Annotated in this window: 9 protein-coding genes; all 9 read right to left on the reverse strand. The window is 44.8% G+C overall.

All coding sequences use genetic code 11. From position 1 onward, the window contains the following. Positions 1 to 126: 126 nt before the first annotated feature. Complete coding sequence (locus tag B050_RS0116735; protein WP_018475100.1) at positions 127 to 1,647, reverse strand: RagB/SusD family nutrient uptake outer membrane protein; 1,521 nt, start codon at positions 1,645 to 1,647, stop codon at positions 127 to 129. A gap of 21 nt (positions 1,648 to 1,668) precedes the next feature. Next, a complete protein-coding gene (locus tag B050_RS0116740; protein WP_018475101.1) occupies positions 1,669 to 5,049 on the reverse strand; it encodes a SusC/RagA family TonB-linked outer membrane protein in 3,381 nt (1,126 codons plus the stop codon). 30 nt (positions 5,050 to 5,079) lie between these two features. Beyond that, on the reverse strand, positions 5,080 to 6,138 hold the full coding sequence (locus B050_RS0116745; RefSeq protein WP_018475102.1) for a FecR family protein: 1,059 nt from the start codon (positions 6,136 to 6,138) through the stop codon (positions 5,080 to 5,082). Between the two features lie 508 nt (positions 6,139 to 6,646). Continuing rightward, positions 6,647 to 7,327 (reverse strand): RNA polymerase sigma factor, encoded by a 681-nt coding sequence (locus tag B050_RS0116750; RefSeq protein WP_157492862.1) that lies wholly within the window; start codon positions 7,325 to 7,327, stop codon positions 6,647 to 6,649. A 397-nt stretch (positions 7,328 to 7,724) separates the two neighbouring features. Further along, a complete protein-coding gene (locus B050_RS0116755) occupies positions 7,725 to 8,513 on the reverse strand; it encodes a YoaK family protein (RefSeq protein ID WP_018475104.1) in 789 nt (262 codons plus the stop codon). A gap of 2 nt (positions 8,514 to 8,515) precedes the next feature. Then, entirely contained in the window at positions 8,516 to 8,986 is a 471-nt protein-coding gene (locus tag B050_RS0116760) for a hypothetical protein (protein ID WP_018475105.1), read from the reverse strand. A 10-nt stretch (positions 8,987 to 8,996) separates the two neighbouring features. Next, positions 8,997 to 9,500, reverse strand: coding sequence for an adenine nucleotide alpha hydrolase family protein (locus tag B050_RS0116765; protein WP_018475106.1), 504 nt, complete (start codon positions 9,498 to 9,500; stop codon positions 8,997 to 8,999). A 98-nt stretch (positions 9,501 to 9,598) separates the two neighbouring features. Continuing rightward, positions 9,599 to 10,969 (reverse strand): sensor histidine kinase, encoded by a 1,371-nt coding sequence (locus B050_RS0116770; RefSeq protein ID WP_018475107.1) that lies wholly within the window; start codon positions 10,967 to 10,969, stop codon positions 9,599 to 9,601. Beyond that, a complete protein-coding gene (locus B050_RS0116775) occupies positions 10,966 to 11,658 on the reverse strand; it encodes a response regulator transcription factor (RefSeq protein WP_018475108.1) in 693 nt (230 codons plus the stop codon). The genes B050_RS0116770 and B050_RS0116775 overlap by 4 nt, the downstream gene beginning before the upstream one ends. Positions 11,659 to 11,882: the final 224 nt, after the last annotated feature.

Consider the following 11,882-nt stretch of genomic DNA (forward strand, 5'->3'; position numbering starts at 1 on the left):
ACAAATCTCACTAAACCTACAAACTTTATCTTAGTATTCGTAGGCGTTAGAGGATGAACAAGGCTTATAATAGGATAAATGGAGCCCTCACTAATCAGCGAGAACTCCATTTCCAATACTCAGGTCTTATTGGTAATCAGGATTCTGAACCAGCACCCCATTACTTTTATCAATTTCGGACTGTGGCAGTGGCCATAGGTAAAAGCGATCTTCAAAGTGATAAGGAATCACGCCATCATCCACACTATTGAGGACTTCTTCGGCGATCTTCCATCTCTTCAGATCATAATAGCGCAGTCCCTCAAAGGCCATTTCTATCCTGCGCTCATGGCGTATCGCCGCTCGGAATTCTTCCATCGACAATCCTGCCGCCAGTGCTGGCATCCCTACTCTTCCTCGTACCTCATTGATGGCCTCGTAAGCTTGGGTGGTAGGGCCACTCAGCTCATTTACCAGTTCGGAATACATCAGCAGCACGTCTGCATATCGCAACACAGGCCAGTCTTGCTCACTTCTGGTGGAATAACCATAAGGGATAAGGTCAGGAGTCAGGAATTTTTTCAGCCCATAGCCGGTAGGGCGATTATTAGATGGACGATGCACATTTCCATTGCCCCAATCCACATAATCGTCAAAAATGGTCATATTCAACCTTGGATCCCGATTCTCAAATAGCTCGGTGGTATTAGTCAGTGGAGACTCTCCAAAGGCCAGCCCATCGATATATTCATATTCGTCCACCATATTTTGGAGGGGGCTCACCACGAGCCAGTCACCATACCACTGATCCATCGGCGTGGCATTGTCAGGAGCCAGGTACTTCACAGAAAACAGGATTTCCACATTTCCCTCCTGAGTACCGGTCTGAAATACCGATAGATAATCCTCTGCCAATTCGTACTTGCCATCCATAAGTTCCTCTGCGAGGCCTTGAGCTTCTTCTAATACTGCGGTGTTTGCGGTTCCATCAGCTTGATAGCCATTATACATCAAGGCTCTAAGGAGTAATCCCTGCGCAGAGCTTTTTACAGCATGGCCTCCTCCGGAGGCAAAAGAAAGGTCCGGAAGCTTATTGATGGCTTCTGTCAGGTCTATATTAATCTGCTCATACACTTCTGCAGCAGGGTTTTTCGGCTGGAACTGTGTCTCAAGATCCAAGGGCTGGGTCACCACTGGGACCGCTCCATAAGCTTGGTAGAGCTGGAAATAAAAGAAGCCCCGCACAAATTTGGCCTCGCCCTCATACTGCTTACGTTGGTCGGCACTGATATCGTCGCCTTGGTAATTTTCCAGGTTTTGAAGAAATATATTCACCCTCGCTATCGCATTATAGGAAGTGCTATAGACATTCGATATATAGCCTCCTGAGGAGGGAAATATATTACCCTGCACGATGGTATTACTTCCCCAGTAGTTGTGCTGACCATAGCCATTGTCGGTGATCACATCCAGATTGGGTGCGCCATAGGTAAATAAGTCGGACTGCATGGACCCATATACTGCCGTCAGGGCATTGTCAAAATCCGACTTAGACTTCCAGAATAATTCGGAGGACAGCTGGTCGGTGGGATTCTTGTCGAGAAAGCCATCGCAGGAGCTCAGCACTAGGAGGCAGGCTATAATTATATAATATTTTATATGTTTCATGATTTCAAAGTTTAGATCAGCTTAGAATTGCACTTGTACACCCAAAGAGTAGATTTTATTTTGCGGGTAATTAACAAAATTCCCATTCCCTGCCCGCTCCGGATCCAAACCTGGGTACTGGGTGAAGGTAAATAAATTGTCCCCGGAGAAGTACAGTCTAAGTTTGGAGAGATTGAGCTTTTCTATGAGATGCTCTGAGAAGCTATAGCCCACCACGAGGTTCTTTAATCTCATATAAGAAGCATCCTGTAGGTAGTATGACGAAGTTCTGGAGATTTTCCCAGAGTCATTCCAGCCCCAATACATGCGTGGCATAGTGGTGGAAGGATTCTCCTCCGTCCATCTATTTCTCCAATCCACCGTGGGAGGAGCTCCCTGGATGAAAGGAATCGTCCCCCAGTTATTCACATAAATATCTCTGTCATGTACACCTTGGAAAAAAGCGGACAGGTCAATACCATTCCATGAAGCGCTCAGGTTGAAGGCATATTCGAACTTAGGAAATGGATTTCCTATGACCACCCTATCATCATTATTGATCACTCCATCATTATTCTGATCCTTGAATTTGAGGTCTCCAGGGACCGAATTGTCATTAAACTGCGCCGCGCTACTATTTATTTCTTCCTCAGACTGGAAGATACCTTCCATCTCCAGCATATAGAAACTTCCCCATGGAAGGCCCTCACGGTAGATCTGATTTCCACTGATCTCCTCAGCGCCAAATTCTATCAGCTCATTTCTAAACCGGTCAATGAAAAATCCAACCTCGTAATTCAGGCCTTGCAGACTTCCATCCTGAAAGCTATTGCGATAGTTTAAATTTATTTCCAAACCAGTGTTCTGCATCACGCCATCGTTGATGGTGGGAGGAGTAAGGCCTACCACGCCAGTCAGCTGCGATCCTCGGAGGATATCAGAAGTCACTTTTCTGTACCAATCCACCGTGATATTCAATCCCCTCAGTATGGAAAGGTCCATTCCAATATCCGTTATTTTGGTGGTCTCCCATTTGATAGAACTGTTGGATAGTCGGGTCTGAGCCACGCCTGTTGCCAGGTCATTATTGTCAAATGGATAGGCTCCTGTAAAGACCAGGATATCCTGATAAGGATAGGTACCAATATTCTGATTTCCTAATTCTCCATACGAGGCCCGGAACTTCAGATCATCCAGCCAGCTCAAATCCGCATCCTTTATAAATGACTCCTCCGTCAGTCTCCAGCCCGCAGATATCGAAGGGAAGGCTCCCCAGCGCTCATCAGGGCTCAATCTACTGGTACCGTCATACCGAAGGTTCATTTCCAGGAGGTATTTCTCATTATAATTATACCCCAAACGGCCGAAGAAAGACTGTATCGCCCATTCTGAACTTGTACCAGAAGCATTCTGAACGGCAGGGCTGCCGGCATTTAGCTCTTGGAGGACATTCGTCGAAAATCGCTCTCTATAGCCTGTTAGGAATTCATATTTATTATATTCCTGGCTATATCCCACCTGTACATTCAGATGATGCTTATCCGCTATACTCTTTTCATAAGCAAAATGCGAGAAAAGGTTTGTGTATATATTTTCGTTGCTATTGACATTTAGGCCCTTTCCGCCCACATCCAGGTCGGTCATGAAGTCGCCAGTCAAGAAATTATATAAAGGCACCTGAGGTCTCCAGTCCTTGGATCGGTTTAGGTCGCCTATTACGGCCGCCTTAGTGTACCAGGTAAGTCCATCCACCAGCTCTATTTCCGTCCACAATTGGGCGTTGATGGCATGATCCACCAGCTTGTTGAGCACTCCATTTTCCACTATGGCCACCGGATTTTTATTATTACTCTCAAAATCAAAGGCTTTGAAAGAATATCTTCCACTACCATCTGGCAGCTGAGGGCCATAGGTAGGGGCTTGGGAAAGGGTACTTAGGAAAGTATCCGTGGCTCCCTGCCGAGGATTTTCCCTTTCACCGCGCTTTAGACTAAGGTTTGTGCCAAAGCGAATCTTATCATTTATAGCCGAACTTAAGTTTACCCGGAAATTATACCTTTCGTAATTGAAGCCCTTCATCACCCCTTCCTGATTCACATAACCAAGGGAGATATTATAGGTGGTGAGGTTTTCACCACCATTGAAGGACAGGTAGTGACTTTGGACAGGCGCAGAATTAAACATCAGGTCCAGCCAATTGGTATTGGGATACTGATTACGATCTGTGGCATTTCGGTAGAGATCGATTTGATCCTGGGTATATAGCCCCTGGGAGATGCCCGAATTAGTTTTAGCTTCATTCCATAGCTCCATATATTCTGCGGAATTGGTGATGAATTCCGGCATTCTGGAAGCTTGATGCACGGCGAAGTTGCCATGATAATCCAATTTGAAGGCACCTTTCACGCCTTTTTTGGTGGTCACGAGGATCACCCCGTTGGCGGCTCTAGAGCCATAGATAGACGCTGAGGCAGCATCCTTCAATACCGACACATTCTCGATATCATTTGGGTCAATATCATTCAGGCTACCTTCCACCCCATCGATAAGCACGAGGGGATTGGAGCCAGCTCCACTAAAAGTCCCCTGGCCACGGATCTGTATCCCCAGGCCTTCATCTCCCGGCTGGCCGGAATTCTGCACGACGCGCACGCCGGGGAGACGCCCCTGGAGCATGGAGGCCGCATTGGTGACAGGTCTTCTGGACAGCACTTCACCATCCACAGCTGCCACCGCGCCAGTGATATTGATTTTCTTTTGCGTGCCATAGCCGACCACAATGACCTCATCCAGGCCCTGTAGGTCTTCCGTAAGGCTAACGGATATCCGGCTTTGATTTCCTACCAGTACCTCCTCGGCTTTGTATCCTACAAAGGAGATGATCAATACCGACTCAGGACCGGGAACAGTCAAGGAAAAATCCCCATTGATGTCTGTTGCCGTGCCCACAGCAGCACCTTTTATGCTCACCGTGGCACCAGGAATCGGTTCCCCGGTGGCGGCCGAACTCACATTGCCACGAACAGACTGCTCTACTTCCACGCTTATGGCCGAATTGCTAGCTTGTCGGGATACATGTATGGTGGTGTTGATGCTCTTGAATTTCAGCTTGGCATTGAGCGAAAGCTCTTCCAGCACCGCCAGCAGGGTACCATTTTCGATGGTCAGGGATTGGTGGGGTAAGTCCCCCAAGGTTTCCTTCTCATAGGCAAATGAAAACTGAGTTTCCTGCTCTATTTGATTGAAAATATCATATACGGAAAGGTCTTCCGCATACACGCTTAGGACAACTTCGTCCAGGCCTTTTTTCTGCACATTATTTGCAAAACTCGATTGCAAGGGGACTGCTTGAAATAGTATAAGCAGCAATAACTTAAATTGAAAGCTGTATAGGCGCAGCTTAGTGTGTAAGAAATGTTTCATAATTATTTGGGTAAATTGTGGATAATAATTCTATTTATTTGGTTTTGAATTGACCCTTACGGATACCTTTTTGCCTGATAGGGTAAACTCCAGATCCGTGGCATAGGAGATACCGTCCAGTACATTTTTTAGACTTTGGTCTTGGTATCTACCGCTGTAATCACCTCCTTCTGGAATACCATTCTCATATATAAATTGGACATCATACCATTTGCTCAATTCATAGAATAGGGATTCGTAGCTAGCATTTTTAAATTTGAGGACCTTGTCTTTCCATCCGAGCAGGGACTCGTAATCATAGGATCCCTTCCGCAGTGTGCCGGTTTCCACCTCATAAAATCCGGCCTCATCCGGCTTCAGCTCTGCTTCTATGCCGTTGTCTGTTCTCACTTTCACTAATCCGGAAAGCACGGCCACATGGGAAAAATCACCCGCTGGGTAAGCTTTCACGCCGAAGGAGGTCCCTAGGACCACCGTGGTAAGTGCACCACTCTGGATGGTAAAAGGATGCTTGGGATCCTTCTTCACATCAAAAAACGCCTCTCCTCGCAAATGGATTTTTCTATTGATCGCAAAATCACTTGAATATCGAATTTCACTATCGGCATTCAATGTCACCTGAGTGCTATCTGGCAATACGAAGGTTTTTTTCATGCCCGCGGGGACTGATCGTACCAGCACTTTTGCCTCCTCGGCCAGCGGAGCAGCTTCCTTATTCCCAAACCAGGAATAACTGAGAAGTAAGCAGGCCGCCAGCAAAATAGATGCGGCTATGCTCCCTCCTATGGTCAAAAAAGCCTGCTTTTTCTTCCCAGGGAAAGTGGAGCGCTCCTGACCACCTCGCTCATTGTTCTTGGCAATAAGAGAATCCAAACCTGCACGAAGCTTTGCGCTATCCACCTGATTATTCTCCTTTGGCCGCAAGGCCTTCGCCAGGGTCTGTGCCTCCAAAAACAGCTCCCGCTTATCGGGATGCTCACTAATCCACTTCTCCCAATACTGATTGGATTGGGAATTGGGGTCTTTTACCCATTTGATGAAAAATGGGTATTCTAAGAAATCTTCTATATGATCAGGGTCAAATGACATAACTACCGCTTAATGATGATAAGTAATCCTATCGAAAAACTAACTGTGGATATTCTGGTTTGGGGCATACATCTCTCACCACCTTTCGTCCTTCCCCCTTATAGAGACATGAGTAGAAAAAATGACATCGGTCAATTGAAAATAATTTATCCAGGGCAATTTTAATTATTCCACTAATACACAGAACCAGCCAAAATAAAAATCATAAACCCCTGAGGATTAAACCCTATTCATGCAAAAAACCAAATAAAAATTATTTCTAAAACGCAGTTTATTTATTATAACGAACGAATAAAAACTCTCTCTCCGTGAGCAAATAAAAGAAGGTGCTCAGGTTCTTTCCGTGTAAAAAATGGTCAATGCTTCCTTGAAAATCTTTCAGGCTAAAAAAGACAATGCTTCCCTAATCAAACCTTTAGCCGCCAGGCTCCAATACATTCCTCTTCCCTACACCTGCCAATGCAGGACTAATTGGCGTCAATACAGCTCTTGGTAATAGGGTTAAGGCTTAGTTCTTTAGCAGCAGTAAAAGTGGCAATAGTCGAAGCAGTTCTTTATTGTGTTTTAGGCTGATAGAAAGTGACTTAAGTGCTTTATAAAGGAGATTTCTGGCGGACCGCACCTGACTCATATCCATAATTTCTGCAATCTCCTTATAGGATAATTGCTCGAAAAAATAAAAATTGATCACCTCACGCTGTCGAATAGGCAGCTGATTACAGGCATTTTCGATAAGCTTACGGCTATCCACGGTAAGTGGGGTAGAAATGGAATAATAATCCTCCTCAAAAGTCACGAGGAATCCATCCTGCCGCTCGTAATTGGATTCGTATTTTATTTTCCTATTCCTTTTCAATTGCCTCAGCAGCCTCCTTCTGTAGGAAGAAAAAAGGTAATTCTTCACCGAGCGAATGGGTGATAGTTGGGATTTGGTACTCACCAAAGTCAAAAAGACATCCTGCACAATGTCAAAAGCTAGGTCCCTATCAGTGGTGATTTGGCTACCGTAATTAAATAGCTTATTGGCATATTTTTCGTACAGCTCCGCCAAGGCCTCATCGCTGCCCTGCAGCAGTCGCTCCCAAATGAAAATCTCTTCACTGGTCTCCTGCCTAGGCAATGTGGACTGATCCACCAATTCAGATTCAACTATTCGATTGAAAATCTCGGATTTGGAAGAACTATTCATTGATCCTGGGTTTATGGTCATGAAAATGGTGCTCCCTAAAAGAACCCTCCATTACAGCCCTCAGCTAAGGTCTGAAAAGAAAAGAGTAAGGCCATTTTCTGTATAAAGAAGAGTTTTTTTAATAGTAAAACAAAACATAAACCCAAATAGCATAGAATTATGCCAAAATAGTATTGAAAAATATCAATTTAAGCAAATAAAAAACACTTCTAATCTAGAAGTATCACTTAACAAAAGCCTCAAAAACGAGTATCACGATCAATGAAAACCATAGAAACCTGAAGGCTAAAGGGATAAAATTGAGGATAACTGGAGTGATAATAGCCTTGAATGGGGCTAGTAATTGAATTACTAATTTTTACGGATAGAGGAACTATAGGTAGATGCGGACTTATAATTACCATCGACTTAGCAGCTTTTCTTTCGGTTTTCTATTGATGGGAATGATATTATCTCTGCGGCGCTGGCGGCGCTGAAGGAGTTCGTAATATTTGATTTTATAATAATCGTAACCGATCACCACGAGCAAAAACAAGCAGACGATATAGAATACATTATAGCCATAATTGATATAGATAAGGCCTGCAGCGACGCCTCCGCTGAGATAAGCGCTCATGATGGCCAGCTGGGTTTTGAGTTTCCCCCTGAGCTGCTTGTTTTTTCGGTATTCCCTGCGGGTAAACATCGAGAACAGCATGCCAAGATCGGTGGTGAGGCCGGTGAGATGGGTAGTTTTCACGGCCGAATTGGAGATACTCGCCGTAAGGCCGTTTTGGATTCCCATCGCAAAGAGCATCAAGCCTATTAGTAATTCGGTCTCCACCAAGGATTCCCTATAGTAATATTGCACGTATGTGCCCACGATAAGCAAGCAGCAGATCTCCAATATGATGGGTATGGCATGAGCGAGATAGGTGTAATTTTTATTGAAATTGATGATTACACAGTTGGCAATAAATCCCCCGAGAAAGAACAATAAAATCCAGGAGGCCACCACTGCCGCTTGGTACCAATTCCCCTTTGCGATCTCCTCGGCGAGTACGGCATAATGTCCTGTGACATTGGAGGTGAAGGCAAAAAACAACATCACCGAGACCACGTTGACCATTCCCGCAGAGAAGGCCGTCAGGCTTCCCAGCCGTATATTATCGCCTAGGGTCCGACTATTACTATACTTGCTCAGCATGATCAGCTATGTTCTTTTACAAAAGTCATCTTAATGATACCCCGTGTCTGGAGGTCCGAATTGAAGTGCACCTCGAGGCTGTCACCATTCAGTTTTTGGATTTGGTAATGCTCCAGCGGCCTATTTTTACCCATCAATTTCAGGATATGCCCTCGGCCTTTGAGCCTCCAATCGAGGGCTTTGATTTCGCCGCCCTGGAGGTGAAGCTGCATCTGCCCATGTGGCAATATCTCCCAAGTCTCCGCCTGATGGATGACCAGATCGCGGCTGATCTCTCGTTTGATATGCTCAGAGATCGCAAAAATACTCGCGTCTGAAGCGGTCGATGGAGAGTCGAGCTTTTCATATTGCCAGGAAATCTCCCTCCATCTGCCCACAAGCCGCTCATCAGGGCTGTGATGGCTGCTAAGAAGTGAGAATATCCCTCCCACTATTAGGAGCGCAACTATCGTATATATTGCTATGATCTTCATGAATTGGGGATTAGGAGGAGCTAAAATGACCGAAAAATAAAGCAGAAAGCTGATTTCTATCCATGTAAGAATCCTTGCCCAGATCCACCCACCTGATCTTAAAGAGATGCACGCTAGCATTTTTTACAAAAGGCATCAGGTCGAAGCTTCGCTTATGGGGCCCCTTAAAGCGGGACTCTGCCAAGGCATATATCTCGTCCACCCGATTAGCCTCCAGATAATTCTCAAAAGCCGACTGATTAAAGCCCGTAAATAGATCCACGCTAAGACTCTCAATTCTCTTTCCGTACTTACTTAGAAGCAGCTGGCAAGATTCTCTGAAAGCTGCATTTTCGAGCTTACGGATGGTTTCCTTCTTCCGAAAAAGAATCAATTCTGTCATGGTATCCGGCAGATATAAGCCATGAAGAAGGATGATCTCGAAAGAATCTTCCTCGTTAGAATTTAAGGCTGTTTTTACTAAATTAACTGATTCTACACTAAAATCAGTTGGTATTAATACCGTTTTTCTCATAAATCACACTCTTTCAATTATTATATAGCAAATATAATAAGCAGTTATTAGAGGGAATTAAGAGATAGATTAGGATAGGATTAGAATTTATCCGGGGATCATCGAAGGCTCGCAAGGCTGATCTGGACGGTGGTGCCATCCTCCTCCACCGATCTTACTTGCAGGTCTCCTTTATGCAGTTGGATGATATTCCTAGCTAGGGGTAGCCCGATGCCATATCCCTCATGATTAAGGGTATTGGAAGCTCGGAAATAGGGATCATAAATATACTTAAGTTCCTGAGTAGGGATGCCGATCCCTTGGTCATGGACGATGATAAGGATGCGGTCTTCGCTGGCGCCCAGAGCCACTTTCACAGGGCTGAAATTAGAATATTTACATCCATTCAGGATGATATTTGATAGCGCAAGGTGCAGCAGCGGCTCGTTACCATTGGTTTTTAGCAGGTCGGGGTTTTCTGGTAGAAGGCTGAAGTCCAATTGTATTTTACTTCTTGAATCGATTTTCTCCACGGTTTCTTTTACATCCAGGATCAGCTGATCCACCCTTAGCTTACTGAATTTCTGACTCTTTCCGTCAAATCCCGTTTGCGCCAGCATCAATAAAGCCTTGGTTTTCTTCTCGAGCTTCTCCGCTTCCCCAAGGATGGTATTTAGCGATTGCACGTATTCCTCGGGCTTTCGGGCCTTGCTCAGGGTCACTTCCGCCTCCCCGATGATAGAAGTCAAGGGCGTGTTGAGCTCATGACTGGCATTGCTGATGAAGTTCTTTTGCGTCTCAAAGGAGGTCTCAAGACGGGTAAGCATTTCATTAAAAGTCTGACTAAGCTTGCTGATAGTATCATCATTATTGCTATTGCCAGGCAGCCGCAGGTGTAGGTTTTCTGAACTAATTTCTTTCACCTTCACGATAATATTATTGATAGGCTGGATGATCTGTCTGGAAAAAAGATAAGCAGCCACCAGAATAATGACAAAAGCAAAGCCCAAAGCCGTAAAAAGCAAATTACGGAGGTATTGGATATGGTGGCTAATAAAGTAATTCTCAGCAGAAATCACCACTAAATAGGGCGTCTGATCGGGTGCCAAATAAAAGGTGCCGTAATAAAAAGTCTTCTTATCGTGGTACGTCCCCGTGCCCTCCTGGATGATATCTTCCAGGAATGAGGGATCCAGCAAGGCCACCTCTGGAATATTCTCCCAGTGGCCGGAGGAAGGTTTCCTGAATAATCGAATTTCCTCATCAGGCAATTTTTCAAGGTACTCCTGCCTAAGCTCGCGGATTACATTTCCTCCCGACTCATTTTCCAGCCGAGATTTTGCTGCCGCAATAGCCCTGATTTCTAGTCGCTTATAGAAGTCAGTAAAAGCATAATTAGAAATAGAATAATAAATAAAACCACTAAACAACAGGGTATAACTAAAGAATACCGCAAGCAGAATATAGATGATCTTATTTTGTATTTTCATTCTCCAACTTTCAAGACGTAGCCCATTCCGATGACGGTTTTGATTAACCTTTCCCCGCCATTTTTCTCCATTTTCTTACGCAAATAATTGATATAAACGTCCACCACATTGGTGCCCATATCGAAATCTATCCCCCATACTTCCTCCAGGATATCCACCCTGCTGAGCACCCTATTGGGGTTTTTCAGCAGCATAAGCAGCAGACGGTATTCGGTGGAAGTAAGGTTGAGCTTGAGGCCATTTCGGCTGACACTTTTCGCATCATCATTGAGTTCAAGATCAGAAAATCGATAGACATTAGCAGGTTTATCCTCCATTATTCCTGCGCCAGACCTTCTAAGTAAAGTTCTGATTCGGGCAAGAAGCTCGATAAACTTAAAAGGCTTAGACAAGTAATCGTCCGCTCCTGCATCCAGCCCGGTCACCACATTCTCGGCACTCCCTAGAGCGGTGAGAAACAATATAGGACTACTGACTCCCTCCTCACGAATAAGCCGGCAAAGCTCGATACCATTCAATTCGGGCACCATAATATCCAAAATCAGCACATCAAAAGAATGCGACTTCACATAGTCAAAGCCCTGCCTCCCATCCATGGCCAAGGTAACCTCATACCCTTCCTCCTGCAAGCCTTTGATAATAAAAGCACTCACGCGACTGTCGTCCTCGACTAATAAGATTTTTTTCACAAGTAAAAATTAGGGTTCATACTTCTAATAGCTCAACACCACCCCTCCTCCTAAGCCAGTAAACCTCCGCTCGATTAAAGATTCTGAGCCTGCTATTTTTTGCTATTTTGTAGAAAGACGACAATCAGCCTGAAATGGTTCCCTTCTAATCAGATTCTAATGTCTAATAAAGTTGCAATCAACAGGATACTTCACATCTCCCCAGCGTACTGCATTCAGCCATG

This window comes from Echinicola pacifica DSM 19836, assembly GCF_000373245.1.
GTDB classification, from domain to species: domain Bacteria; phylum Bacteroidota; class Bacteroidia; order Cytophagales; family Cyclobacteriaceae; genus Echinicola; species Echinicola pacifica.